The organism is Amorphus sp. 3PC139-8, assembly GCF_040750475.1.
GTDB lineage: Bacteria > Pseudomonadota > Alphaproteobacteria > Rhizobiales > Amorphaceae > Amorphus.
This window is the reverse complement of record NZ_JABJVY010000010.1, coordinates 149749-175892: the sequence shown is the minus strand read 5'-3', so window position 1 is coordinate 175892 and position 26144 is coordinate 149749. Positions and strand designations below refer to the sequence as shown.

Annotated in this window: 25 protein-coding genes and 2 tRNA genes; 23 read left to right on the top strand and 4 right to left on the bottom strand. The window is 63.9% G+C overall.

Features of this window, described 5'->3' with window-relative positions:
• Nucleotides 1-388 precede the first annotated feature (388 nt).
• Nucleotides 389-465, bottom strand: a tRNA-Val gene (locus HNS03_RS11890).
• Nucleotides 466-994: 529 nt separating this feature from the next.
• On the opposite strand from HNS03_RS11890, the gene HNS03_RS11885 reads away from it, so the two are divergent.
• The 23 genes from HNS03_RS11885 (at nucleotide 995) to HNS03_RS11775 (ending at nucleotide 22859) form a co-directional block, all read left to right on the top strand.
• A tRNA-Asp gene (locus tag HNS03_RS11885) sits at nucleotides 995-1071 on the top strand.
• 478 nt (nucleotides 1072-1549) lie between these two features.
• The gene (locus HNS03_RS11880; protein ID WP_367195528.1) at nucleotides 1550-1915 is read left to right on the top strand and encodes an NADH-quinone oxidoreductase subunit A; all 366 of its coding nucleotides are present in this window, start codon (nucleotides 1550-1552) and stop codon (nucleotides 1913-1915) included.
• Complete coding sequence (locus tag HNS03_RS11875; RefSeq protein ID WP_367195527.1) at nucleotides 1906-2487, top strand: NADH-quinone oxidoreductase subunit B family protein; 582 nt, start codon at nucleotides 1906-1908, stop codon at nucleotides 2485-2487. Before HNS03_RS11880 ends, HNS03_RS11875 begins: the two co-directional genes overlap by 10 nt.
• A 46-nt stretch (nucleotides 2488-2533) precedes the next feature.
• Nucleotides 2534-3133 carry an NADH-quinone oxidoreductase subunit C gene (locus tag HNS03_RS11870; RefSeq protein ID WP_367195525.1) on the top strand — a complete coding sequence of 200 codons (600 nt, stop codon included), beginning with the start codon at nucleotides 2534-2536 and terminating at the stop codon, nucleotides 3131-3133.
• Nucleotides 3133-3564, top strand: coding sequence for a GFA family protein (locus tag HNS03_RS11865; RefSeq protein ID WP_367195523.1), 432 nt, complete (start codon nucleotides 3133-3135; stop codon nucleotides 3562-3564). The genes HNS03_RS11870 and HNS03_RS11865 overlap by 1 nt, the downstream gene beginning before the upstream one ends.
• A gap of 4 nt (nucleotides 3565-3568) precedes the next feature.
• Complete coding sequence (locus HNS03_RS11860; protein WP_367195522.1) at nucleotides 3569-4753, top strand: NADH-quinone oxidoreductase subunit D; 1185 nt, start codon at nucleotides 3569-3571, stop codon at nucleotides 4751-4753.
• A 118-nt stretch (nucleotides 4754-4871) separates the two neighbouring features.
• A complete protein-coding gene (nuoE, locus tag HNS03_RS11855; RefSeq protein WP_367195521.1) occupies nucleotides 4872-6038 on the top strand; it encodes an NADH-quinone oxidoreductase subunit NuoE in 1167 nt (388 codons plus the stop codon).
• A gap of 2 nt (nucleotides 6039-6040) precedes the next feature.
• Entirely contained in the window at nucleotides 6041-7342 is a 1302-nt protein-coding gene (gene nuoF / locus HNS03_RS11850; protein ID WP_367195519.1) for an NADH-quinone oxidoreductase subunit NuoF, read from the top strand.
• A gap of 102 nt (nucleotides 7343-7444) precedes the next feature.
• Nucleotides 7445-9541: an NADH-quinone oxidoreductase subunit NuoG gene (gene nuoG, locus HNS03_RS11845; RefSeq protein ID WP_367195518.1), complete on the top strand. Its 2097-nt coding sequence runs from the start codon at nucleotides 7445-7447 to the stop codon at nucleotides 9539-9541.
• A gap of 32 nt (nucleotides 9542-9573) precedes the next feature.
• Entirely contained in the window at nucleotides 9574-10281 is a 708-nt protein-coding gene (locus tag HNS03_RS11840; RefSeq protein ID WP_367195536.1) for an aspartate/glutamate racemase family protein, read from the top strand.
• 22 nt (nucleotides 10282-10303) lie between these two features.
• Nucleotides 10304-11353 carry an NADH-quinone oxidoreductase subunit NuoH gene (gene nuoH / locus HNS03_RS11835; protein ID WP_367195516.1) on the top strand — a complete coding sequence of 350 codons (1050 nt, stop codon included), beginning with the start codon at nucleotides 10304-10306 and terminating at the stop codon, nucleotides 11351-11353.
• Between the two features lies 1 nt (nucleotide 11354).
• A complete protein-coding gene (locus HNS03_RS11830) occupies nucleotides 11355-11786 on the top strand; it encodes a GFA family protein (protein WP_367195515.1) in 432 nt (143 codons plus the stop codon).
• A gap of 114 nt (nucleotides 11787-11900) precedes the next feature.
• Nucleotides 11901-12392, top strand: a complete 492-nt coding sequence (gene nuoI, locus HNS03_RS11825) for an NADH-quinone oxidoreductase subunit NuoI (protein ID WP_367195513.1) — start codon at nucleotides 11901-11903, stop codon at nucleotides 12390-12392.
• Nucleotides 12393-12472: 80 nt separating this feature from the next.
• Entirely contained in the window at nucleotides 12473-13087 is a 615-nt protein-coding gene (locus HNS03_RS11820; protein WP_367195512.1) for an NADH-quinone oxidoreductase subunit J, read from the top strand.
• Between the two features lie 52 nt (nucleotides 13088-13139).
• A complete protein-coding gene (gene nuoK / locus HNS03_RS11815; protein WP_367195510.1) occupies nucleotides 13140-13448 on the top strand; it encodes an NADH-quinone oxidoreductase subunit NuoK in 309 nt (102 codons plus the stop codon).
• 7 nt (nucleotides 13449-13455) lie between these two features.
• A complete protein-coding gene (nuoL, locus tag HNS03_RS11810) occupies nucleotides 13456-15396 on the top strand; it encodes an NADH-quinone oxidoreductase subunit L (RefSeq protein WP_367195509.1) in 1941 nt (646 codons plus the stop codon).
• Nucleotides 15396-16907, top strand: coding sequence for an NADH-quinone oxidoreductase subunit M (locus HNS03_RS11805; protein ID WP_367195507.1), 1512 nt, complete (start codon nucleotides 15396-15398; stop codon nucleotides 16905-16907). Before nuoL ends, HNS03_RS11805 begins: the two co-directional genes overlap by 1 nt.
• Nucleotides 16908-16947: 40 nt before the next feature.
• The gene (nuoN, locus tag HNS03_RS11800; protein WP_367195506.1) at nucleotides 16948-18378 is read left to right on the top strand and encodes an NADH-quinone oxidoreductase subunit NuoN; all 1431 of its coding nucleotides are present in this window, start codon (nucleotides 16948-16950) and stop codon (nucleotides 18376-18378) included.
• A 68-nt stretch (nucleotides 18379-18446) separates the two neighbouring features.
• Entirely contained in the window at nucleotides 18447-19256 is an 810-nt protein-coding gene (locus HNS03_RS11795) for a biotin--[acetyl-CoA-carboxylase] ligase (RefSeq protein ID WP_367195505.1), read from the top strand.
• A gap of 2 nt (nucleotides 19257-19258) precedes the next feature.
• Complete coding sequence (locus HNS03_RS11790) at nucleotides 19259-20926, top strand: ribonuclease J (protein WP_367195503.1); 1668 nt, start codon at nucleotides 19259-19261, stop codon at nucleotides 20924-20926.
• Between the two features lie 147 nt (nucleotides 20927-21073).
• Complete coding sequence (gene mce / locus HNS03_RS11785) at nucleotides 21074-21478, top strand: methylmalonyl-CoA epimerase (protein WP_367195502.1); 405 nt, start codon at nucleotides 21074-21076, stop codon at nucleotides 21476-21478.
• A 13-nt stretch (nucleotides 21479-21491) separates the two neighbouring features.
• Nucleotides 21492-21779, top strand: coding sequence for a DUF1467 family protein (locus HNS03_RS11780; protein ID WP_367195500.1), 288 nt, complete (start codon nucleotides 21492-21494; stop codon nucleotides 21777-21779).
• Between the two features lie 102 nt (nucleotides 21780-21881).
• Complete coding sequence (locus HNS03_RS11775) at nucleotides 21882-22859, top strand: linear amide C-N hydrolase (protein WP_367195499.1); 978 nt, start codon at nucleotides 21882-21884, stop codon at nucleotides 22857-22859.
• Between the two features lie 132 nt (nucleotides 22860-22991).
• Here HNS03_RS11775 and HNS03_RS11770 read toward each other — a convergent pair whose 3' ends face one another.
• From HNS03_RS11770 to secG, 3 genes are all read right to left on the bottom strand, one after another.
• Nucleotides 22992-23873, bottom strand: a complete 882-nt coding sequence (locus HNS03_RS11770; protein ID WP_367195497.1) for a VOC family protein — start codon at nucleotides 23871-23873, stop codon at nucleotides 22992-22994.
• A gap of 16 nt (nucleotides 23874-23889) precedes the next feature.
• Nucleotides 23890-25518, bottom strand: a complete 1629-nt coding sequence (locus tag HNS03_RS11765) for a CTP synthase (RefSeq protein ID WP_367195496.1) — start codon at nucleotides 25516-25518, stop codon at nucleotides 23890-23892.
• A 106-nt stretch (nucleotides 25519-25624) separates the two neighbouring features.
• The gene (gene secG / locus HNS03_RS11760) at nucleotides 25625-26101 is read right to left on the bottom strand and encodes a preprotein translocase subunit SecG (RefSeq protein WP_367195495.1); all 477 of its coding nucleotides are present in this window, start codon (nucleotides 26099-26101) and stop codon (nucleotides 25625-25627) included.
• Nucleotides 26102-26144: the final 43 nt, after the last annotated feature.

Here is a 26144-nt window from a genome sequence, read left to right as displayed (position 1 = left end):
GTCATGCATGCCAGCCTCCACCCAGCAGGCAGCTTGAATCAGATCCAACCCCTCAAGGGAATCCCATTTCCGATTCAGACCCAAAATGACACGCTCTAGGCAGCGCTTCCAGGCCAAGTGCAAAACGCTGGGCCGTCCGGAAACGCGTCGAAACAAGAACTGAGACCCGCTCCGCGATTCTGAGAAAAGCGGAACGGGTTTCGGACAGGGGGGGACGGTGGATCGGAGATGCCCGGCCCACCCGTCTGAAGGCCGTCTCGAACAACAACGACCATGGGCCGCGGGCGCTGACCGCGGCCCTTTTTTGGCTACCGGGGGGAGGCGGATGTGAGGCCGCTGGTGGCCGCCTTGCCCGCGCATTGATTCGGGAGCAGGCTACGGCGGAGGATGGTGGGCGGTGAGAGGTTCGAACTCCCGACCCCCTGGGTGTAAACCAGGTGCTCTGACCAGCTGAGCTAACCGCCCGAATGCGTCGCCCGACAAGGGCCGTTTCCGATTCGGCGCTTGCGGCGTATTTCCGTCGCGCGGTCTTCGAGGCTGGTCCTGAGGTGGCGAGCAAACCTCGCACGACCCAGGGTGGGGCCAGCCGACGACCGTACGGCACGTGACGCATCCTCTGCTTATTGGAAGGGCCGCACGTGCGCAACATCTGCGCGCAGACCTGCGCAATCGGTTGTCGCGCCGTTCCACCATTCTCCGCCCGCCAAACCGACTCAGTGCCGATTCTTCGGCGCTGGGCCGACGAGCGACTCAGTCTCCGCCGTGTCGGGGGCCGCGATCGGGACAGAGCCTGGGTGCCGACGCTCAAGGACGGGGACCGTGCGACTGACCGAGGCGCAGAACCGGTGCATGCGCGTGCGTCATCCACAGGCGGAATGCCCTGAGGCAATTCTTTCGCCGGCTATCCCCAATTCCGTCGCCGCGCCGCTTGACACCAGACCGGCCGGATCGTATCTCCCTCACACCTTGGCGCGGGCAGTTCGCTCGGCGCTGCGGGGGTGTAGCTCAGTTGGTTAGAGTGCCGGCCTGTCACGCCGGAGGTCGCGGGTTCGAGCCCCGTCACTCCCGCCATTCGCTTTCGAAGGCGGATTTCAAACTTCCCGACATTTCGGTTCGGTTTTTCCAGGCTCCGCTGGTCGGTCGCACTTTGTGCGGTCGTGCGCGGGGCTTTTGCCGTTGGGGATCCGGGAACGTGCCCACACGCATGCCAGTCATGCATGTCGGGTCTGCGACATTTGCTCAGCCGCGGTTTGACCTTGTCTAAAGAGACACCCTCCGCTAAGCCTGCCCCAACGATGGCGATGTTGCGGTGCGGCCGCCGGTCCCGGTTGACCACTACCGCCGTCGCCATAGGTTGTCAGCAAGAGCAGGGACCCGTCCGGGTCCGCGTTCGGAGCGAGGCGAAAGCACCGGAAACCGGGCATTAAGAGCTGGCTATCGGCCCTTCCGTCCCGGTTCCGTATCAATCGCAGGACGCCTGTCGGCGCCACGCTCGCGTGGAGCTGGATCGGCGTCCAACGCAGCCGACGCGCACAGGAGGCGTACGAGAATGGAAGATCTCCTCCGGGAATATGTTCCGATCGTCGTGTTCATCGGCGTGGCCGCCGTGATCGGCCTGGCGCTTTTGGCCTCGCCGTTCCTGATCGCCTTCAAGAATCCCGATCCGGAAAAGCTGTCGGCCTACGAGTGCGGCTTCAACGCCTTCGATGACGCGCGCATGAAGTTTGACGTCCGATTCTATCTGGTCGCCATCCTGTTCATCATCTTCGACCTCGAGGTTGCCTTCCTGTTCCCTTGGGCCGTGGCCTTCGGCAGCGTGGGTTGGTTCGGTTTCCTGTCGGTGATGGCCTTCCTGGCGGTGCTGACGATCGGCTTCGTCTATGAGTGGAAAAAAGGAGCACTGGAATGGGATTGAGCACGGACGAGCGTCCGCTCGTCGCCCACGGTGCCACGGGTCGGATCGATCCCGAGACCGGACGCCCGGTGGGCGCGGACGATCCTTTCTTCGTCGAGGTGAACAACGAGCTCGCCGATAAGGGTTTCCTCGTCACCTCCACCGACAGTCTGATCCAGTGGGCCCGAACCGGCTCGCTGATGTGGATGACATTCGGCCTCGCGTGTTGCGCCGTGGAGATGATGCAGGTCTCCATGCCGCGCTACGATGTGGAGCGTTTCGGTTTCGCGCCGCGTGCGAGCCCGCGCCAGTCCGACGTGATGATCGTGGCCGGTACGTTGACCAACAAGATGGCGCCGGCGCTGCGCAAGGTCTACGACCAGATGCCGGAGCCGCGCTACGTCATCTCGATGGGCTCGTGCGCCAACGGCGGCGGCTACTATCACTATTCCTATGCGGTGGTGCGCGGATGCGACCGGGTGGTTCCGGTCGACGTGTACGTGCCGGGCTGCCCGCCTACGGCGGAAGGGCTTCTCTACGGGGTGTTGCTCCTGCAGAAGAAGATCCGCCGTACGGGCACGATCGAACGCTGATTTTTCGTCCGGCCTGGGGCCGCGACGGAATGCCAGGCGAGGAGCCATGGACGAGACGCTGAGCGAACTTGGGGACTACATCGCCCAGAAGCTGGGCGACCAGCTTGTCGGCTGGCGGATCGAGCACGACGAGCTCACGGTCGACGTGGTCGCGAGCCAGATTCAGTCGGTCGCCCGCTTCGTGCGGGACGATGCGCGCTGCCAGTTCGTCTGCCTGATCGATATTTGCGGGGTCGACTGGCCGTCGCGGGAGCGCCGCTTCGACGTGGTCTACCATTTCCTTTCGCCGAAGCAGAATTTGCGCATCCGGCTGAAGCTGGAGACCGACGAGGTGACGCCGGTGCCGTCGCTGACGGAGGTGTTTCCCGCCGCCGACTGGTTCGAGCGCGAGACCTACGACCTCTACGGCATCCTGTTCTCTGAGCATCCGGATCTGCGCCGCATTCTCACCGATTACGGTTTCGAGGGGCACCCGCTGCGCAAGGACTTCCCGCTCACCGGCTTCGTCGAAGTGCGCTACGACGACAGCCTGAAGCGGGTGGTGTATGAGCCGGTGAAGCTCACACAGGAATTCCGCGATTTCGACTTCCTGTCTCCCTGGGAAGGCACTGACTACGTGCTGCCCGGCGACGAGAAGGCGAGCTGATGGGCGAAGGAACGATGACCGACGGGCCGAAATCCGGCGGATGCGCTTGCGGTGCGGTGCGGTTTGCCGCAACCGTGAAGGGCACGCACATGGATGCCTGCCATTGCGAGACCTGCCGCCATTGGAGCGCCGGTCCGCTGATGGGTGTCGAGGTTCAGGATCTGACCATCGAGGATGAGACGTCGCTTGGCGTCTGGGACTCCTCGCCGTGGGCGGAGCGCCTGTTCTGTACCCGGTGCGGGACGTCGATCGGCTATCGCATGAAAGACGGCAGCTTCACGACGCTGTCGGCGTTCGTGTCCGACACGCCCCTCGATTTTCCGTTGGGGACGGAAATCTTCGTCGACTCCAAACCGGCCAGCTATGCCTTCGCCGGCGACGCCAAACAGATGACCGGTGCCGACGTCGTGGCGATGTTCGGAGGAAACTGACGCGATGGCCGAAGCTCAGGTTCGCAATTTCAACATCAACTTCGGTCCGCAGCATCCCGCGGCGCACGGCGTGTTGCGCCTGGTGCTGGAACTCGACGGCGAGGTGGTCACCCGGGTCGATCCGCATATCGGCCTGTTGCACCGCGGCACCGAAAAGCTGATCGAGCACAAGACCTACCTTCAGGCCGTGCCCTATTTCGATCGGCTCGATTATGTCGCGCCGATGAATCAGGAGCATGCGTTCTGCCTGGCGGTCGAAAAGCTGGTGGGCATCACCGTTCCGCCGCGCGGACAGCTTATCCGGGTGCTTTATTCGGAGATCGGACGGCTCTTGTCGCATCTCCTGAACGTCACCACCCAGGCCATGGACGTCGGTGCGCTGACCCCGCCGCTGTGGGGCTTCGAAGAGCGCGAAAAGCTCATGGTGTTCTATGAGCGCGCGTCGGGCAGCCGCATGCATGCGGCCTATGTCCGTCCTGGCGGCGTGCACCAGGACCTGCCGCAGCAGCTCGTCGACGACATCTATGCGTTCTGCGATCCGTTCCTGAAGGTCTGCGACGACCTGGAAAGCCTGCTGACCAACAACCGCATTTTCAAGCAGCGCAACGTCGACATCGGCGTGGTCACGCTCGACGAGGCGTGGGCGAACGGCATGTCGGGCGTGATGGTGCGCGGCTCGGGCGCGGCCTGGGATTTGCGCAAGTCGCAGCCCTACGAGTGTTACGAAGAGCTCGAGTTCGATATTCCGATCGGCAAGAACGGCGACTGCTACGACCGTTATCTCATCCGCATGGAAGAGATGCGCCAATCGGTCCGGATCATGAAGCAGTGCTGCGAGCGTCTCAGCGCTCAAGCCGGGCCGGTGCATAGCCGCGACGGCAAGGTGGTGCCGCCGACCCGCGGCGAGATGAAGCGCTCCATGGAAGCGCTCATCCATCACTTCAAGCTCTACACCGAAGGCTTCCATGTGCCGGAGGGCGAGGTCTACGCCGCCGTCGAAGCGCCGAAGGGCGAATTCGGCGTCTATCTCGTCTCCGACGGAAGCAACAAACCCTATCGCTGCAAGATTCGCGCGCCGGGGTTTGCGCATCTGCAGGCGATGGATCTCGTCTGCTCCGGACATCTGCTCGCCGACGTGTCGGCGGTGCTCGGTTCGCTCGACATCGTGTTCGGCGAAGTCGACCGCTAACAGGGCAGGGTGTCCGCCCTTTCGTTTCGCGTCGGGCCGCCGGTCCGGCGATGAGTGCAGCAAGTCGTTTCGTGCGCGCAATCCCGCGCACCCGCATTGCGGAGGTTACCGACTAGTCATGGCCGTCCGCCGTCTCGCCGAAGAGCAGCCCGAAAGCTTCGAGTTCACATCAGAGAATCTCGAGTGGGCAAAGAAGACGATCGCGAAATATCCGGACGGCCGGCAGGCCTCCGCGGTGATTCCGCTTCTGTGGCGCGCGCAGGAGCAATATGGCTGGCTCCCGGAACCGGCGATCCGCCTCGTCGCCGAGATGCTCGACATGCCGTATATCCGCGTGTTCGAGGTGGCGACCTTCTACACGATGTTCCTGTTGAAGCCGGTCGGCACCAAAGCGCACATTCAGGTGTGCGGTACCACGCCTTGCCAACTTCGTGGTGCGGAAGATCTGGTGAAGATCTGCAAGCGGCGCATTGCCCAACATGCCTTCGACGTGTCGGAGGATGGCGCCTTTTCGTGGGAAGAGGTGGAATGCCTGGGGGCCTGCGTGAATGCCCCGATGGTGCAGATCGGACCCGATACCTACGAGGATCTGACGCCGGAGAGCTTCGAGGCGCTGATCGATGGGTTTGCCGCCGGCAAGCCGCCGGAGCCGGGGCCGCTGAGTGTGCGCAAGTCGTCGGAGCCGACGACCGGTGCGACCACGCTGACCGATCCCTCATTGTACGACGGCAGCCGCAACCGCGGGACCACGACCGGCGCCGCCGGCGATCCGGCGGCCGATGCCTCGGTGGATCCGGCAACGCCGGCCGCCGCGCGCCAGACAAACGGCAAGCCGCAGACGAGCGATCGCCCGGAAAGCGAGGCGGCGCGCGGCTCCGGCACGACTAGCGGCAAAGACAAGGGTGCGCCGTCGTCGTCGACCGAACATGCCGCCAACACTGGCTCAGCCGACCCGGGGACACCGCCCAAGGTCGAAGCGGGGGCAGACGATGACAGGGCTGCGGCCGACGCGGCCGGTGTTCGGCCGGCGACCCATGCGCCCGGCGAGGGCAAGAAGGACGACCTGCAGCGGGTTTCGGGCATCGGTCCCAAGATCGAGCAGACGCTGAATGAGCTCGGCGTGAGCGAATTCGCGCAGATCGCCGCTTGGACGCCTGAGAACGTCGCCTGGGTGGACACCTACTTGAAGTTCCGCGGTCGCATCGAGCGCGAGAACTGGATCGCGCAGGCCAAGGAGCTCGCTTCCCAAGGCGAGCCGGCTGGCGACACGAGCAAGGAGAGCTGAGCATGCTCGCCGATCAGGATCGCATCTTCACCAATCTCTACGGCTTCCATGACTGGACGCTTGAAGGCGCGAAGAAGCGCGGTCAATGGCATCGCACGAAGGAATTCGTCGACAATGGCCGCGAATGGATCGTCGAACAGGTCAAGGCTTCGGGGTTGCGCGGCCGTGGCGGGGCGGGTTTTCCGACCGGTTTGAAATGGTCGTTCATGCCGAAAGAAGTCGATCCGGCCCGGCCGCACTATGTGGTGGTCAATGCCGACGAGTCGGAGCCGGGCACCTGCAAGGACCGGGAGATCATGCGGCATGATCCGCATCTCCTGGTCGAAGGCTGCCTGATCGCGGGCGTCGGGATGGGTGCCCATCACGCCTACATCTACGTGCGCGGCGAGTTCATTCGCGAGCGCGAACGGCTGCAGGCGGCTGTTGATCAGGCCTACGAGGCGCGCCTGATCGGCAAGGACAACATCCATGGCTGGGACATGGACATTATCGTCCACCACGGTGCCGGCGCCTATATCTGCGGCGAAGAGACCGCGCTCCTGGAAAGCCTGGAAGGCAAAAAGGGCCAGCCGCGTCTGAAGCCACCGTTCCCGGCGAACATGGGCCTCTACGGCAACCCGACCACGGTCAATAACGTGGAATCGATCGCGGTGACGCCGGAAATCCTGCGCCGGGGCCCGTCCTGGTTCTCCGGTCTCGGCCGGCCGAACAATGTCGGCACCAAGCTCTTCTGCATCTCCGGTCACGTCGAAAAACCGTGCACCGTGGAAGAGGAAATGGGCATCCCGTTCCGCGAGCTGGTGGAAAAGCATTGCGGCGGCATCCGCGGCGGCTGGGACAACTTGCTTGCCATCATTCCTGGCGGATCGTCGGTTCCCTGCCTCCCTGCGACGGAGTGCCAGGACTTGCCGATGGACTTCGACACCTTGCGCGACAAGAAGTCCGGCCTCGGCACGGCGGCCGTGATCGTGATGGATCGCTCCACCGATATCATCAAGGCGATCGCTCGGCTGGCGCACTTCTACAAGCACGAATCCTGCGGACAGTGTACGCCGTGCCGCGAGGGCACCGGTTGGATGTGGCGGGTGATGGAGCGCCTGGTCGAGGGGCGGGCCGATCCTGCGGAGATCGACATGCTGCTGGAAGTCACCAAGCAGGTCGAGGGCCATACCATTTGTGCGCTCGGCGATGCGGCGGCTTGGCCGATCCAGGGCCTGATCCGCCATTTCCGGCCCGAAATCGAAGCGCGGATCGCCACGCGCCGGGCTGCGGACATGAGCCGTCCCGCGGTTGCGGCGGAGTAGGGGGCGGTAATGCAGGTCTCAAGCGCGGGCATTGCACTGATCATGCCGGTTTGCGAGCGCCGTTTCCGGCCGCTTGCGTCGACGAACGAAGGATAGTGATCGATGGCCAAACTGATCGTCGACGGATCCGAAGTCGAGGTGGATGACCACCTCACCCTGTTGCAGGCCTGCGAAGAGGCCGGCGCGGAAATTCCGCGCTTTTGCTTCCACGACCGGCTCTCTATCGCGGGCAACTGCCGCATGTGCCTGGTCGAGGTCGTGGGCTCGCCGAAGCCGGTCGCGTCCTGCGCCATGGGCGTGCGGGACCTCCGGCCCGGAAAAGACGGCACGCCGCCTCAGGTCAACACCCGGACGCCCTTCGTGAAGAAGGCGCGGGAAGGGGTGATGGAGTTCCTCCTCATCAACCACCCGCTGGATTGCCCGATCTGCGACCAGGGCGGGGAGTGCGACCTGCAGGACCAGGCGATGGCCTATGGCGTCTCCGGCTCGCGGTTCCACGAAAACAAGCGGGCGGTCGAGGACAAATATATCGGCCCGCTGGTCAAGACGATCATGACCCGGTGCATCCACTGCACCCGTTGCGTGCGCTTCACCACTGAGGTGGCGGGGGTTTCCGACCTTGGCGCCATCGGTCGCGGCGAGGATATGGAGATCACCACCTATCTCGAGCACGCCATGGGCTCGGAGCTTCAGGGCAACGTGATCGACTTGTGCCCGGTGGGCGCGCTGACGTCGCGGCCCTACGCGTTCAAGGCGCGGCCTTGGGAGCTTTCCAAGACGGAATCCGTCGACGTGATGGACGCGGTCGGCTCCGCGATCCGGGTGGATTGCCGCGGCCGCGAGGTGATGCGCGTCATGCCGCGCCTCAACGAGGCGGTGAACGAGGAGTGGATCTCCGATAAGACCCGCTTCATCTGGGACGGGCTCCGGACCCAGCGTCTGGACCGGCCCTATGTGAAGAAGGGCGGTCGCCTGACGCCGGCAAGCTGGAGCGAAGCCTTCGCGGCTATCGCGGAGAAGGCGGCCGCGACGGCACCGGAGAAGACGGCGGCGATCGGCGGCGATCTGGCCTCGACCGAGGAGCTGTTCGCGCTCAAGTCGCTGATGGATGCGATGGGGGTGGTGAGCGTCGATAGCCGCCAGGACGGCACCAAGCTCGATCCGACGCTGGGCCGTGCGAGCTATCTGTTCAATTCGACGATCGAGGGCATCGAGGATTGCGACGCGCTTCTAATCGTCGGGTCCAATCCGCGCTATGAAGCGAGCGTGCTCAACGCGCGCATCCGCAAACGCTGGCGGTTGGCGCCGCTGTCCGTCGGCGTGATCGGCGAGCGCTCGGATTTGACTTACGACTACGCGTATCTGGGCGCCGGTCCCGATACGCTGAGCGAGATCGTAAACGGCAGCCATTCCTTCGCCGAGGTGCTGAAAAGTGCCGAGCGGCCGATGATCCTGATCGGGCAGGGCGCCCTGACCCGGGCCGACGGAGCAGCGGTGCTCTCGCTGGCTGCCAAGGCGGCCAAGGCCGTCGGCGCGGTCAAGGACGGCTGGAACGGCTTTTCGGTTCTGCATACCGCCGCCGGCCGGGTCGGCGGCCTGGACGTCGGCTGCGTGCCGGGCGAGGGCGGTCGCGACGTCGCCGGCATCCTGGAGGGTGCCGAAAGCGGTGCGCTGGACCTGGTGTTCCTGCTCGGCGCCGATGAGATCGACACGCGCCGGCTTGGCGATGCTTTCGTGGTCTATATCGGCACCCATGGCGATATCGGCGCTCACCGGGCGGACGTGATCCTGCCGTCGGCGGCCTATACGGAAAAGCCGGGCACCTGGGTCAACACCGAAGGTCGTCCGCAGCGTACCAACCGGGCGGCCTTTCCGCCCGGCGAGGCGCGTGAGGACTGGGCCGTTCTGCGCGCGCTCTCGCCGCACCTGGGCCATCAGCTTCCCTTCGATTCACTTGCGGCCCTGCGCGCGGCGATGATCGAGGCGCATCCGCATCTGGGCGACGTCAACCATATCGAGCCGGCCGATCCGGCCGCGGTCGATCGCTTGGCGGAACTCGGGGGCGAGACGGACTCGGCGCCATTCGTGTCGGCGGTTCACGATTTCTACCTGACCAACCCGATCGCGCGAGCATCGGCGGTCATGGCGGAGTGCTCCGCGCTTGCACGCGAGCGCACCACGGTCGAGGCGGCGGAGTAGGACCGGATATGACCATCCGCGCCCAGACGAGCATGGTTCCGATCGGCCTCATCGGTGGGATGAGTGCTGCATCGACGGCGCTCTATTATGAGCGGCTGAACGCGCTCGCGCGGACGCGATTCGGTGGTCTGCATTCGGCGGAAATCGTGATGTGGTCTGTGGACTTTGCACCGATCGCGGAGTTGCAGACGGCGGGCGCGTGGGACATCGCCGGCACCCGCCTGGCCGATACCGCACGGCGGCTGGAAGGCGCAGGCGCCGGACTGATCGTGCTTGCTACCAACACGATGCACAAAGTGGCCGCCGACATCGAGGCGGCCGTGTCGGTGCCATTCGTCCATATCGCCGACGCCACCGGTACTGCGGTGCGTCGGGCGGGGTTGCGCCGGCCGGGTCTGATGGCAACGCGCTTCACGATGGAAGAGGACTTCTATATCTCCCGGCTCGCCGAGCGCTTCGGGCTCGAGGTGATCGTGCCCGACGCGGCCGATCGCGCCGAAACCCATCGCATCATCTACGACGAGCTGTGCCGGGGCGATGTGCGCGCGCAGTCCCGTGAGACCTATCGCGAGATCGCGGAGCGGCTGGTCGCGCGCGGTGCCGATTCGCTCATCCTCGGCTGCACCGAGGTGGGGCTTCTGATCGACGGGGCGAGCGCCCCGGTCCCGGTGTTCGATACGACGGCGATCCACGCTGAGCAGGCGTTCGAGATCGCATGCGGAGCAATGGCCACGGCATGATGAACGAGGATACCGACAGGTCATGAGCGATTTCTGGTCGACCTATTTCTTTCCCTTTCTGATCATGCTCGGCCAGAGCCTGCTGCTTCTGGTCGTCCTTTTGGTGATCATCGCCTACATTCTGCTTGCCGACCGTAAGATCTGGGCGGCGGTCCAGATGCGCCGTGGTCCGAACGTGGTGGGCCCGTTCGGCCTGCTGCAGTCGTTCGCCGATCTCGGAAAGTTCGTGCTGAAAGAGCCGGTGATTCCGGCCGGTGCCGACAAGACGGTGTTCCTGCTTGCGCCGCTGGTTTCGGTGATCCTGGCCATGGCGGCGTGGGCCGTGGTTCCGGTGGCCCAGGGTTGGGTGATCGCCGATATCAATGTCGGCGTTCTCTACATCTTCGCGATCTCGTCGCTGGGCGTTTACGGCGTCATCATGGGCGGCTGGGCGTCGAACTCGAAATATCCGTTCCTGGGCGCGTTGCGTTCGGCGGCGCAGATGGTCTCCTACGAAGTCTCCATCGGCTTCGTGATCATCACCGTGCTTCTGTGCGTCGGCTCGCTGAACCTGACCGACATCGTGGCCTCCCAGGAGACAGGGCTCGCCACCATGCTCGGCCTGCCGTGGCTGACGATCCTGAACTGGTACTGGCTGCCGCTGTTCCCGATGTTTGTCGTGTTTTTCATTTCCGCACTTGCGGAAACGAACCGGCCGCCGTTCGATTTGCCGGAAGCCGAATCGGAGCTCGTTGCCGGTTTCATGGTCGAGTACGGCTCGGTTCCGTACATGATGTTCATGCTCGGCGAGTACGTCTCCATCGGCCTGATGTGCGCGCTGATGACCATCCTGTTCATGGGGGGCTGGCTGCCGCCGGTCGATGTGGCGCCGTTCACCTGGATTCCCGGCATCATCTGGTTCGCGCTGAAGTGCCTCTTGGTGTTCTTCATGTTCGCGATGGTGAAGGCGATGGTGCCCCGGTACCGCTACGACCAGCTCATGCGGTTGGGTTGGAAGGTGTTCCTGCCCTTGTCGCTGGTTTCCGTCGTGGTGGTTGCCTTCGTGCTGAAGCTGACGGGTTGGTATGCCTGAGATGGAATTGACGGCGGACCATAAAGGCGGCTGTGCCTGCGGGGCGATCCGGTTTTCCGCCGAAGGCGAGCCGGTCTGGGCGGCTTATTGTCACTGCTCCGACTGTCGGCAGGCAACGGGAGCACCCGTAACGCTTTGGGTCGGGTTCCGCGCCGCAGCGATCGTCTGGACGGGGACGCCTGAATCGCGTTCCGGATCGTCGGGCGACGCAAAGCGCCAATGGTGCGGTCGGTGCGGATCGCCGATCGGCTATCTGGATGCGTCGATTCCCGACAATGAGATCTATCTTGCGATCGGCGCCTTCGATGAGCCGCAGCGGATCGCACCCAAGGGGCACGCCTTCTGGAGTGCGAAGCTTCCGTTCGTGACCTTTGATGACGGCCTGCCGCGCTACGAGACGTTCTCTCGCGCGCGCAAAGCCGCCACGAACTGACAAACCGAGCCCGTCCGGACCGCAATGTGCCGGGTGGGATGGAATTGACGACACCGCGCGCGACCGGCGCCCCTGCCGGAGCGCGCAGAGATTGGACCTACGAGGACACGCGTCATGGCAGCCTTGGATCGTGCAGCCAAATCGATGCTCTTGTCGGAGTTCGTATCGGCTTTTTTCCTGTCGATGCGCTATTTCTTCAAGCCGAAGTCGACCTTGAACTACCCCTTCGAAAAAGGGCCGATTTCACCCCGTTTCCGCGGCGAGCACGCGCTTCGCCGCTATCCCAACGGCCAGGAACGCTGCATCGCCTGCAAGCTCTGCGAGGCGATCTGCCCGGCCCAGGCCATCACGATCGAAGCGGGGCCGCGTCGCAACGACGGTACCCGGCGCACCACCCGCTACGACATCGACATGGTGAAGTGCATCTACTGCGGCTTCTGCCAGGAGGCATGCCCGGTGGAGGCGATCGTCGAGGGTCCGAACTTCGAGTTCGCGACCGAGACGCGCGAGGAGCTCTACTACGACAAGGAGAGGCTGCTTGCGAACGGCGATCGCTGGGAGCGTGAGATCGCGCGCAATATCGCGCAAGACGCGCCGTTCCGGTGAGGCATGTGGACGCTGAATGAGGGCTCGGCTATGAGACGACGCGGGCAGACGACCATTGCGGCCACGGGGCGGGCCTGGCGATGATTGTACAGACGCTATTTTTCTATCTTTTCGCCGCGGTGACGGTGGCGTCGGCCTTCATGGTCATTTCGTCGCGCAACCCGGTCCATTCGGTCCTGTTCTTGATCCTCGCCTTTTTCAATTCCGCCGGGCTGTTTCTGCTGCTGGGCGCGGAGTTCCTGGCGATGATCCTGGTCGTCGTCTATGTCGGCGCGGTGGCCGTTCTGTTCCTGTTCGTGGTGATGATGCTCGATGTCGACTTCGCCGAGCTGCGTCACGGGGCGCTGCAATATCTCCCGGTTGGCGGCCTGATCGGCTTTGTCCTCCTGATCGAGCTTTTGCTGGTGCTGGGGAGCTGGGTGATCGCGCCCGAGGTGGCGGCGGACGCGACGGCGCCGATCCCACCGGTCTCCGAGACGACCAATATTGCGGCGCTCGGAGAGCTGCTCTACACCCGCTACGTATACTTCTTCCAAGCTGCGGGCCTGATCCTGCTCGTTGCCATGGTTGGAGCCATCGTTCTGACGCTGCGCCACAAGGAAGGCGTCAAGCGGCAGGACATCTCCCAGCAGGTTGCACGCACGCCCGAACAGTCGGTCGAGGTTCGAAAGGTTCCCTCTCGCAAGGGAATCTGACTCAACCTCGTTCGACCGAACAGTTCATTTCCAAGAAGAGGCAGAACCGAAAATGGCGGTCGGTCTGGCGCACTATCTCACGGTGGCGGCGATCCTGTTCACCCTCGGGGTGTTCGGCATCTTCCTCAACCGCAGGAACGTCATCGTCATCTTGATGGCGATCGAGCTCATCCTGTTGTCCGTCAACCTGAACTTTGTGGCGTTCTCGGCCTTTCTCGGCGATCTGGTGGGGCAGGTGTTCGCCCTGTTCGTCCTGACCGTCGCGGCCGCCGAAGCGGCGATCGGGCTCGCCATTCTGGTCGTCTTCTTCCGCAACCGCGGCTCGATCGCGGTGCAAGACATCAATTCGATGAAGGGCTGAGGGCGCGATGTACGCTGCAATCGTCTTCCTCCCGCTTCTCGGATTTCTGATCGCCGGCATCTTCGGCCGGTTGATCGGATCCCGGGCGAGCGAGGTGGTGACAACGAGCCTCCTGATGGTGTCCGCGGCGTTGTCGTGGGTCGCCTTCTTCCACGTCGGCTTCTCCGACGTGGAACCCGTCAAGGTGCCGTTGTCGGACTGGATCGTCTCCGGTGCGCTCGAGATCCACTGGGCGCTCAGGATCGACACGCTCACCGTGGTCATGATGATCGTGGTGACTTCGGTGTCGGCGCTCGTCCACCTCTATTCGATCGGGTACATGTCCCACGATCCCGATCGCCCGCGCTTCTTCGCCTATCTGTCGCTGTTCACCTTCGCCATGCTGATGCTGATCACGGCCGACAACATCGTGCAGATGTTCTTCGGCTGGGAAGGCGTCGGCCTCGCCTCCTACCTTCTGATCGGCTTCTGGTACACGCGCCCCTCGGCGGTGGCCGCGGCCATCAAGGCCTTCGTCGTCAACCGCGTCGGCGATTTCGGCTTCATGCTCGGCATCTTCGCGCTGTTCGCGCTGGTGGGGTCGGTCGACCTCGACACGATCTTCAGTGAGGCCGGCTCGCTATCGACCACCACCATGACCTTCCTGGGCTACCAGGTGAACGCGGTGGAGACGATCTGCTTCCTCCTGTTCATCGGAGCAATGGGTAAGTCGGCGCAGATCGGCCTGCACACGTGGCTGCCGGACGCAATGGAAGGCCCGACCCCGGTTTCCGCACTAATCCACGCCGCGACCATGGTGACGGCGGGCGTGTTCATGGTTGCGCGGATGTCGCCGCTGTTCGAATACGCGCCGACGGCGCTGACCTTCGTCACGTTCATCGGTGCCACGACGGCCTTCTTTGCCGCTACGATCGGTTGCGTGCAGAACGACATTAAGAGGGTGATCGCCTATTCGACCTGTTCCCAGCTCGGCTACATGTTCGCCGCGCTAGGGGTGGGTGCCTATTCGGCCGGCATCTTCCATCTGATGACTCACGGCTTCTTCAAGGCGCTCCTGTTCCTCGGTGCCGGCTCCGTCATCCACGCGATGCACGACGAGCAGGACATGCGGAAGATGGGCGGGCTTGCCAAGAAGATCCCGTGGACTTACGCCGCGATGGTGATTGGCGGCCTGGCGCTGACCGGCTTCCCGTTCACCTCGGGCTACTTCTCCAAGGACGCCATCATCGAGGCGACCTTCGCGGCGGAGAATCCGTTCTCCGCCTACGCCTTCTGGCTCACCCTGTTCGCCGCGCTCCTGACGGCTTTCTACACTTGGCGACTGATTTTCATGACGTTCCACGGCAAGACGCGGGCGACGGCCGACGTCTTCAAGCATGCCCACGAAAGCCCGCCGGTGATGCTGATCCCGCTTGCGGCGCTGTCCTTCGGCGCGCTGTTCGCGGGCTTCCTGCTTCACAACGAGTTCATCGGCCACGGCTACGAGCACTTCTGGCGGACGTCGCTCTATCTCGGCGAGGAGAACCATGTGCTTGAGGAAATGCACCACCTGCCGGGATGGGTGCCGATCGCGCCGTCGATCATGATGGTAATCGGTGTGGCCTGGGCCTATTGGTGGTACATGGCAGCGCCGAAGACGCCGGTGACGCTCGCCCGCGAACATCCGGCGCTGTATCAGTTCCTTCTCAACAAGTGGTACTTCGACGAGCTCTACGACACGATCTTCGTGCGCCCGGCGAAGTGGCTTGGCCGCTTCCTCTGGAAGAAGGGTGATGGCTGGCTGATTGACGGGTTCGGTCCCGACGGCGTGTCGCACCGGGTGCTCGATGTCACCCAACGGGTCGTGCGACTTCAGACCGGCTACATCTATCACTATGCGTTCGCGATGCTGATCGGCGTGGCGGCGCTTGTTACCTGGGCAATGCTGTCGGGCGTGGGGGCTCCGTGATGAGCGATTGGCCGCTGATTACGATCGTCACCTTTCTCCCGCTCGTCGGGGTCCTGTTCATCCTGCTCGTCCGGGGGGACGACGAGGCGGCGCTGACGAACATTCGTCGCGTCGGGTTGATCACCACGGTGTTCACCTTCCTCGTCTCGCTCTTGATCATCGTCCAATTCGATCCGACGAACCCGGGCTTCCAGCTCGTGGAACGTTATGAGTGGATCGGCGGGCCCTTCACCTACCATGTCGGTATCGACGGCATCTCGATCCTGTTCGTCATCCTGACGACGCTGCTGATGCCGTTCTGTATCCTGGCCTCCTGGCAAGCGATCAGCTACCGGGTGAAGGAGTACATGATCGCCTTCCTGGTGCTGGAAACCCTGATGATCGGCGTGTTCACCGCGCTCGACATCGTGGTCTTCTACGTCTTCTTCGAAGGCGGTCTGATCCCGATGTTCCTGATCATCGGCATCTGGGGGCACGACCGGCGCGTCTACGCGAGCTTCAAGTTCTTCCTCTACACACTGCTCGGCTCGCTGTTCATGCTCCTGTCGATCATGGCGATCTACTGGGAGACCGGGACCACCAGCGTGCCGGAGCTCTTGCAACACGATTTCCCGACGTCGATGGAGTACTGGCTGTTCCTGGGCTTCTTCGCTTCGTTCGCGGTGAAGATGCCGATGTGGCCGGTGCACACCTGGCTTCCCGATGCCCACGTGGAGGCGCCGACTGCGGCCTCCAGCGTGCTGGCCGGCATCCTGTTGAAGATGGGTGGCTTCGGCGTGCTGCGCTACTCGCTGCCGATGTTCCCGGTCGCGTCCGACTTCTTCGCCCCGCTGGTGTTCGCGCTGTCCGTGATCGCGATCATCTACGCCTCACTGGTGGCGTTGATGCAGGACAACGTGAAGAAGCTGATCGCCTATTCGTCGGTCGCCCATATGGGCTTCGTGACCATGGGCATGTTCACGGCGACCACCCAGGGCATCGAAGGCGCGATCTTCCTGATGCTGTCCCACGGCATCGTGTCGGCCGCGCTGTTCCTGTGTGTTGGCGTGATCTACGACCGGACCCATTCGCTGGCGATCGCCTCCTATGGCGGTCTCGCAAGCCGGATGCCGTGGTATGCCATGGTGTTCATGGTGTTCACGATGGCCAATGTCGGCCTGCCGGGCACCTCGGGCTTCGTCGGCGAGTTCCTGACCATGGTCGGTGCGTTCCAGGTCAACACATGGGTGGCCTTCCTGGCGGCGACGGGCATCATTCTTTCTGCTGGCTACGCGCTTTGGCTCTATCGCCGGGTCGTGTTCGGGCCCTTGGAGAAGGAGAGCTTGAAGTCGATGACGGACCTGAACCTGCGCGAGAAGTTCGTGCTGGTGCCGTTGATCGTCATCACGATCTTCTTCGGTATCTGGCCGACGCCGGTTCTGCACATGACCTCCGCATCGGTCGACGCGCTGCTGCAGCAGTATCATTCGGCGCTGGAAGTGGCGCACCAGTCGGCGCAGGTGCTGCATTGATGACGATCGTGAAATCACCGTTCCCCGCGAGGCTTAAGGGATGACGACGTTGCCCGACCTCATGCCCCTTCTTCCCGAGCTCGTCCTTGCGGTCGGCGCGTTGGCGCTGCTCATGATCGGCGTGTTCGGGGGCGAGCAGTCCACGGGGACGGTAACGATCGGTGCGATCGTTCTCGTCGCCGTCGCGGGCCTCCTTCTGCTCTTCGCTCCCTCCTACGGCACCGAGTTTCAGGGTGCCTTCGTGCTGGATGCGTACGGGCGGTTCTTCAAGATCCTCAGCCTGATCGGTTCCGGCTTCGCGATCGTCATGACGACGGCCTATGCGAAGGCTGCCAAGTTCGAGCGCTTCGAGTATCCCGTGCTCGTCGTGCTGGCGACGCTCGGGATGATGGTCATGATTTCCGCCGGCGACATGCTGGCGCTTTATCTCGGTCTCGAGCTGCAGTCGCTGGCGCTCTATGTGGTCGCCTCGATCAACCGGGATTCGGTGCGTTCCACCGAGGCGGGTCTGAAATATTTCGTTCTCGGCGCGCTCTCGTCCGGCATGCTGCTTTACGGCGTCTCGCTGACCTACGGCTTCGCGGGTTCGATCAACTTCGACACCATCTCGTCCGTGATCAGCCAGGATGGCGCGAGCCTCGGGATCATCTTCGGCATCGTGTTCGTGATCGCGGGCCTCGCCTTCAAGATCTCCGCCGTGCCGTTCCATATGTGGACGCCGGACGTCTACGAAGGAGCGCCGACACCGGTGACGGCCTTCTTCGCGGCGGCGCCCAAGGTGGCAGCGATGGCGCTCCTGGTGCGGATCGTGATCGAGGCATTCGGTCCCGCGGCGTTCGAATGGCAGCAGATCGTCGTTTTCGTCTCGATCCTGTCGATGGCGCTTGGCTCGTTCGCGGCAATCGGACAGCGCAACATCAAGCGGCTGATGGCCTATTCTTCGATTGGTCATATGGGCTACGCGCTGGTCGGTCTGGCACCGGGCACAGCGCAGGGCGTCCAGGGCGTGATCCTCTATATGACGATCTACGTCGCCATGACGCTCGGCGTCTTCGCCTGCATCCTCGCCATGCGGCGCAAGGACGGTATGACCTACGATATCGATCAGCTCGCCGGTCTCGCCCGGTCGCGGCCGGTGATGGCGTTCATCCTGTCGATGCTGATGTTCTCGCTTGCGGGCATCCCACCGCTCGCCGGGTTCTTTGGCAAGTTCTACGTCTTCCTGGCGGCGATCGAAGGCGGGCTCTACACGCTGGCGGTCATCGGCGTGCTGACCTCGGTCGTGGGCGCGTTCTACTATCTCCGGATCGTCAAGCTGATGTATTTCGACGAGCCGGCGGAACAGTTCGAGCCGATGCCGGGTGAACTGCGGGTCGTGCTCGGGCTCTCCGGTATCTTCGTTCTGTTCTTCGTGTTCGTCGCCGCACCGCTACAGGCGGCAGCGACGACGGCGGCCCAGAGCCTGTTCTAACCCGGACCGCCGGTGTTCCAGGCGCCGGTCCGACCGTCCGATCCCGTCTTGGTGGCGCGAACTGGGTGATGGATTTTCAGCTCGCTTCCGATGCGGTTTCGGTTGGCTACCGTCTGGAGAGTTTCGCCGAGATCGGATCGACCAACGCGGAGGCTCTGGCGCGCGCGGAAGCCGGCGACAAGGGTCCGCTCTGGCTGGTCACGCGGAACCAGACCGCCGGGCGCGGTCGCCGCGGCCGCAGCTGGGCGTCGACGGACGGCAATCTTGCAGCCACGCTGCTTCTCAGCGTTCCCGTGCGTGCGGACGTGGCAGCGACGCTAGGCTTTGCCGCAGGGCTCGCCGCGTTGGATGCGTTGGAGGCGAGCGTCGGTGTTCGCGAAGGCGGGCCAGGCTCGGAAAGGACAAGCTTCGCCCTCAAATGGCCCAACGACGTCTTATGGTCCGGCGCGAAGATCGCGGGGATCCTCTTGGAGGCCCGGCCTGGGATGGACGCAACCGTGGTTGCGATCGGGATCGGGATCAACGTAACTGCGGCTCCTGCCGGTACCGCCTATCAGGTCGCCTCTCTCGCCGAGATCCGTCCAGCCGCGAAAGCTGCGGATCTGTTCAAAGCGCTTTCGAGAGCATGGGTGGCACGCTTTTCGGCCTGGCAGGCGGGTGGTCCCGGCTTCGTCGGACTTCGCTCTGCCTGGATGGCGCGCGCAGCGGGCCTTGGCGGATCGATAGCGGTCGACCGGGGCGACGGCACGCTCGTCCGGGGGATTTACGAGACCGTCGATCCTAGCGGCCATCTTGTGGTGCGCTCGGACGACGGATCGATGGAAACGATCGCGGCCGGCGACGTCCATTTCGGGGCGGCCGCGACAGTCAGGAGTTGAGAATGGCCGCTCGCGACGAGCTCGTTTTTCTGCCGCTCGGGGGCGTCGGCGAAATCGGAATGAATCTCGGCCTGTACGGCCTCGGTCCGGCTCATGATCGGACCTGGTTGATGGTGGACCTCGGCGTCACCTTTGGTGACCAGACCACGCCGGGCGTGGATCTGATCTATCCGGACATCCGCTTCATCGAAGAGGAATGCGACAACCTTGCCGGGATCGTGATCACCCACGCCCACGAGGACCACTATGGCGCGGTCCTGGACCTCTGGCCGCGCTTGCGGGTGCCGATCTATGCGACCGCCTTCACCGCGGGGTTGTTAGAGGCGAAGGCGATCGAGAATCGCGGCTCGGAACCGGTTCCGGTCACGCCGATAGAGCAGGGCGGACGGGTGCAGATCGGGCCGTTCGACGTCGAGCTGGTCCCCATGAGCCATTCGATCCCGGAGCCGAATGCGCTGGTGATCCGCACGGCGCACGGAACGATCGTTCATTCCGGCGACTGGAAGATCGATATGACGCCGGGGATCGGGCTTCCGATCGACGTGGCGCGGCTTCAGGCAGTTGGCGAGGAGGGCGTGCGGGCGCTGATCTGCGATTCGACCAATGCGGTCCGCGAGGGGCGGTCTCCGTCGGAGGCCGATGTCGCGGCGCGGTTGGCCGAGATCGTCAAGCAGGCGCCGAACCGGGTCGCCGTGACCACCTTCGCGTCCAATGTCGCGCGCCTTCGGGCGGTCGCTTTGGCGGCCCAGGCCGCGGGCCGCGACGTGGTGGTGATCGGGCGAGCCATGAAGCGGGTGATCGAGGTCGCCCGCGAACTCGGCTATCTTGACGGCTTGCCGAAATTCCTCGACGAGGAGGCCTATGGCTACCTGCCGCGCGAGAAGGTCGTGGCGCTTCTGACCGGGAGCCAGGGGGAACCGCGTGCCGCCCTTGCGCGAATTGCGGCGGACGATCATCCGCGTGTGGCGCTGTCGCCGGGCGATCTCGTGATCTTCTCTTCCCGCACGATCCCGGGCAATGAGTCTTCTGTCATCTCGGTCGTGAACGCGCTTGCCGAGCGTGGCATCGAGATCCTGACCGACCGGGACGATCTGGTGCACGTCTCCGGCCATCCGCGCCGTGACGAGCTTGCCGACCTCTATCGCTGGCTGAAGCCGCAGGTGCTCGTGCCAGTGCACGGCGAGCCCTACCATCTCGCCCAGCATGCGCGTTTCGCGAAGGCGCAAGGCATTCCGGAGGTGGTGAAGGGACGCAACGGCGACGTTTTCCGTCTTGCGCCAGGGCCGGCCGAGATCATCGACGAGGCGCCCGTCGGCGTTCTCTACAAGGACGGCAACCTGATCACCGAGCCGGCGATGAGCGGAACCCAGGAGCGCCGTAAGCTGTCTTTTGCCGGCTGCGTCGTGGGACATGTCGTGCTGGACGATCGCGGCGATCTCGCGGTCGATCCGACGGTGACCCTGTTCGGACTGCCGACGGTTGATGCCGAGGGCGACACGTTCGTGGAGCTTCTCCAGGACGCCGCGATTGAGGCGCTTGACGGAATTCCGCGGCCGCGGCGGCGCGACCGGGAGCTTGTCGCAAAGGCGGTCCGTCGGGCGTTACGCTCGCTCACGGCGCAACGGTGGGGCAAGAAGCCCCTTTGCCGGGTGGACGTCACAGTCCTATGAATAGGGCGCCGGGCGAAAATGGCGGCTTCGCTTTTTCGCAACAATCGGCGGGACCAGGACGAAAGCCGAGAGCACTTTCAGGATAAAGGCGCCTTCCCGCGCATTTCGGTCAAATGGGGAGGCGCAAGCCGGCGCGGGAGGATTGCGATGCTTGGACGGTTGAACCACGTGGCGATTGCGGTGCCGGATATCGAGGTGGCAAGTGCGGTCTACCGCGACACGCTTGGTGCCGTTGTCTCCGATCCGCTGCCTCAGCCGGATCACGGCGTGACGACCGTGTTCATCGAACTCCCCAACACCAAGATCGAGCTCCTGGAGCCGCTTGGCGAGGACTCGCCGATCGCCGGCTTTCTGGCGAAGAACCCGACCGGCGGCATGCACCATGTCTGTTACGAGGTGACCGACATCATGGAGGCGCGCGACAAGCTGGTCGCGGCCGGCGCGCGAGTGCTGGGAACCGGCGAACCGAAGATCGGCGCACACGGCAAGCGGGTCCTGTTCCTGCATCCGAAGGACTTTTGCGGCACGCTCACCGAGCTGGAAGAAGCATAGGTAGTCCGCGACCATGTCGACGACCGGCCTCGTCGCCATTTATTTCATCGTTTGGTGGCTCGTCTTTTTCGTGATCCTGCCATGGGGCAACCGCTCTCAGGCGGACCAGGAGGCGGAAATCACGCCAGGAACGATGCCGAGTGCGCCCGCGCGCCCGCGGCTTTTGATCAAGGCGGCGATTACGTCGGTTCTTGCGGGCGTGGTGCTCGCGGGCATCTATGCGGTTATGACCTCCAATCTGACCCTCGACGATATTCCGCTGCCGAACCCGCTCGAGCACACGGTCGAGACGGACGGATAGCGGCTCCAGGGTATGCGGTCCGGTGCCCGGAGCCAGCTAAAAACTGAAGAAAATTGGGGCCCGACCCATCGTCCGAGCCTTGCCCCACAAAGGAGCGCAACCATGTGCACCCGCGTTTTCTACGAGACTGGCCGAGGAAGCTACATCACCGGCCGCTCCATGGACTGGAGCGACGTGGAGATGGCGACCGATCTATGGGCCTTTCCGCGCGGGATGGAACGCAACGGCGGCACGGGCGAGGGGACGGTCCGCTGGACGTCGGCCTACGGGTCGGTCGTGCTGGCGATCTATAGCCTTGCCACCTCCGACGGTCTGAACGAGGCCGGGCTCGCCGGAAACCTGCTCTATCTGGCCGAATCGGATTTCGGAGATCCGCAGGCACGCGCCAAGCCGACGATCTCGGTCGGTGCATGGCTGCAGTTCCTGCTCGACACCTGCGCGAACGTGGCCGAAGTGGTCGCCACGATGCGCGACGATCCCATGACAATCATCACGGCCGAAGCCCCGAACGGCAAGCCGGCCACCGTTCATCTGGCATTTTCCGACGCGAGCGGCGATTCGGCGATCCTGGAGTTCGTTGGCGGTGAGTTGAAGATCCATCACGGCCGCGACTATCGGGTGATGACCAATTCCCCGGTCTATGACCAGCAGCTCGCCATCAACGCCTATTGGGATTTGATCGGCGGACAACATTTCCTGCCGGGAACGATCAATGCGGCCGACCGATTTGCTCGCGCGAGCTACAATCTCAAATCCACGCCGAAATTTGCCGATCGCCGCGCCGCTCTCGCGGCGGTGTTCTCCCAGATGCGGGCGATCAGCACACCGCTTGGCATGAACGATCCGGAAAAGCCGAACATCTCGTCGACGCTCTGGCGCACCGTGATCGAGCATGACGCGAAACGCTATTATTTCGACTCCGTCATCAATCCGGCGGTGCTTTGGGTCGATCTGGAGAGCCTCGACCTCAGCCCTACAGGCGCGCCTTTGAAGCTGCACCTGAATGATCCCTCGGATCAGGGCGGTGAGGTCAGCGGCCGGATGGCCCCGAGCGAGCCGTTCGAATTCCTGGTGCCGTAGAGCGTTTTCAGGCGAAGCGCGGGATTCGGTTCGCCATGCCGAAACACGTCGAAACAATGATTTCGACGCGCTCTGGAATTTCGAGCAAAGCGGAACGGCTCCGGAGCATCTCCGGGTGAAAGTCCGTAGCGATTAATCGGCTGAGATGAACCGGTAGCCGACGCCTCCGGCGTGCTCAGGGGCGACCACGATAGCCCCTTCCCACGTCTCGAAAGGGACGCCGCTCGCCGTCAAGGTTGACGCCGCCGTCTCAAGCGAATCGACTTCGATCGTCATTGCAGCAAACCGGGCCAGCACCTTGTCGGAAAAGGCATTCGAGCCGAATCGGCGTTCGAAGGTCGCGGCATCTACAATGTCGAGAGTGCTTCCATCGGGAAGCGTGATCTCGACCCTGCCGGCGGTTTTTGATGGCGCAATCCCCGTAATCGAGGCGAAAATCTCGGCCGTTCGCTCGATATGAGGCGACACCAGGGTGATACCCCGCATGGCGCGGGCGGTGTTCGGATGGGCCTGATAGGCGGCGTGCCAGAAATTCTCCGGCGGATGGCGGTGGACGAGGGCAAACACGCCCGCGCGCACCAATTCCGGATGGGTTGCGAACACCAGCGTGAATGCCACCGGCAACTCGCGTCCTTCGGGAGACAGCGCCGTGCGTTCGAAGGAGAAGGTTGGTCCTCGGGTGAGGCCGTCCGCCGCCAGCCGCTCCCTGAGCGCTTCGGGATCGTCGGTCTTGAGGGCAACGAGCGACAGGCCGGCCCCTTCGCCGATCAGGAAATCGCGATTGAAGCTCGGAAACGAGAACCGGTCCGGAGTCTCTTCCGGAAACAGGCTTTCGTCCAAAATCGCCAGGAACTCCAGATAGCCGCCCTGGAGTTGAACCAGCACGTTGGCGGTCCCGAACGGATGCGCTGCCGGCGGCGTGGTCCTGAACCCGAGGCGGTGCGCCGTCAGCGTCGCCTCTTCCAGACTTTCCGCCATGACCACTGTGTGGTCGATCCCCCCGATCGTGCCCATAGCTGGCCCTTTCGCGTCAGACGAGACGGCTTTGCTCCATCGCCGCGTGGATGAAGGAGGCAAACAGCGGGTGCGGATCGAACGGGCGCGATTTCAGCTCGGGATGATACTGCACGCCGATGAACCAGGGATGGTCGACGAGCTCCATCGTCTCCGGTAGCAGCCCGTCCGGCGACATACCGGCAAAGCGCATGCCCTTGTCCGCCAGCCGGTCGATATAGGCGCGGTTGACCTCGTAACGGTGGCGGTGGCGCTCGGAGATGTCGGTCGAGCCATAGATCGCCGCAATCTGGCTGCCTTCGGCCAGATGCGCGGGATAGGCACCCAGCCGCATGGTGCCGCCAAGATCGCCTTCCGCGAAGCGGCGCTCCAGCTCGTTGCCGCGCATCCATTCCGTCAGAAGGCCGACGACCGGCTCCGGCGTGGGGCCGAACTCCGTGGATCCCGCCTCGCTGATGCTCGCCAGGTTCCGGGCAGCCTCGATCACGGCCATCTGCATGCCGAAGCAAATGCCGAAATAAGGTACCTGATGGCGCCGCGCGAAGCTGGCTGCCTGGATTTTGCCTTCCGCACCGCGCTCGCCGAACCCGCCCGGCACCAGGATCCCGTTCACATTTTCCAGCCAGGGGGCGGGATCTTCCTTTTCGAAGATCTCCGATTCGATCCACTCGATGTCGACATGGACGTTATTGGCGATGCCGCCGTGGACCAGCGCCTCGATCAGCGACTTGTAGGCATCCTTCAGGCCCGTGTACTTGCCCACGATCGCGATCTTGACCGTGCCCTCGGGCGAGGAGACGCGGCGCGAAATCTCGCTCCAGCGGGTCAGGTCCGGCGGTGGCGCCCCGGTAATTCCGAAGGCTTCCAGCACCTCCAGATCGAGCCCTTGCTCGTGATAGGCGATCGGCACGTCGTAAATCGACGCGACGTCGAGGGCCGGAATCACCGCCTGTTCGCGCACGTTGCAGAACAGCGACAGCTTGCGGCGTTCGCCCGGCGGGATCTCGCGGTCGCAGCGTACCAGGAGAATGTCGGGCTGGATGCCGATCGAGCGCAGCTCCTTCACCGAGTGCTGGGTCGGCTTGGTCTTCAGTTCGCCCGCCGATGGAATAAACGGCATCAAGGTGAGGTGGATGAAGATCGCGTCGTTGCGCGGCAGGTCGTTGGCGAGCTGCCGAATCGCCTCGAAGAAGGGCAGGCCTTCGATGTCGCCGACGGTGCCGCCGATTTCAACCAGCACGAAGTCGAAGTCCTCGTTGCCGGTCAGCACGAACTCCTTGATGGCATCCGTGACGTGCGGGATCACCTGAACGGTGGCACCGAGATAGTCGCCCCGGCGCTCCTTGGCGATGATGTCCTGATAGATCCGGCCGGTGGTGATGTTGTCCATCTGGTTGCATGGCCGACCGGTAAAGCGCTCGTAGTGGCCGAGATCCAGATCCGTCTCCGCCCCGTCGTCGGTCACGAAGACCTCGCCGTGCTGGTAGGGCGACATGGTGCCGGGGTCGACGTTCAAATACGGGTCCAGCTTGCGGAGCCGGACCCGGTAGCCGCGCGCTTGCAGGAGCGCGCCAAGGGCTGCGGAGGCCAGTCCCTTGCCGAGCGAAGAGACCACGCCGCCGGTTATGAAGACGTAGCGAGCCATCGGGCCGTTATCCTAACAATTCCTCGACGTGACGAGGCCATCTGTTCGGAGACAACCTGAGTTGTCCCCGGCTTTTAGACGCGCGAGGGGCGGGGCCGCCCCCGGATCACTCGGACGTCGGAACCTGCGGTCCGCCCGGGGCTGCCGGTGCACTGGGCGCGGCGGGCTGCTGCGTGGCCGGCTGGCTCGTCGGTGCCGTCGGAGCGCTTGCGCCGTTCGACGACTGGTCGCCCCCGGTGCCGAGCCCCTTCAGCGTGTCCAGAATGCCTTCGCCGGAGCCACGCGTGGCCGCATCGCGCGGCACGCCCTGCTGCTGTTCGCCGCCGGGTTGGTTCAGATCGTCCAGGATGGAAGACGGCGTCTCCTGCTGGCGGGCAAGGATGGTGAGTCCGATCGAGGTCGCGAAGAAGACGAACGCGAACACCGCCGTCGCCTTGGTCAACGCGTTGCCGGTGCCGCGCGCGGACATGAAGCCGCCGCCGCCGCCGATCCCGAGCGCGCCGCCCTCGGAGCGCTGCAGGAGAATGACCGCGACCAGCGCGATGACCACCATGAGGTGAATGACGATGAGAACGGTTTCCATCGCGTCCTTCGATGTCTTGTTGCAAAGGTCGGCGGCTCCGCCG